1 pseudogene is annotated in these 269 nt (G+C 65.1%); it reads left to right on the top strand.

From position 1 onward, the window contains the following. Positions 1-184, top strand: a pseudogene (locus ABGA94_RS03540) (alpha/beta hydrolase); the annotation flags it as partial. Positions 185-269 lie beyond the last annotated feature (85 nt).

Raw genomic sequence — 269 nt, 5'->3', positions numbered from 1 at the left:
CACGATGGGGCAGCGCCATGCGTTCAAGCAGGCCGACAGTGCACGCGTGCAGGCAGACGATGCCCAACTGCGGGCAATGCTGCCGCCGGCCATGGCCGCCGACTATGCCGTGCTGACCGAACAGCTGGATGCACCCGGTGTTCGGGCTGATCAGCCTTGCAGTGGTGATGTTCCTGATCTTCCAGGCGGTGTACGCCTGGGCGACGCCGTTGATGGATGGCATCGAGGCTGGCTTCGCCTGGCTCGGTGCTCTCGTTGGCAGCGTGTTG

It is taken from the genome of Stenotrophomonas sp. 3diitr2024 (genome assembly GCF_042136455.1).
Taxonomy (GTDB): domain Bacteria; phylum Pseudomonadota; class Gammaproteobacteria; order Xanthomonadales; family Xanthomonadaceae; genus Stenotrophomonas; species Stenotrophomonas sepilia.
The sequence above is the reverse complement of the archived record's forward strand: the minus strand, read 5'-3'. Positions and strand labels throughout refer to the sequence as shown.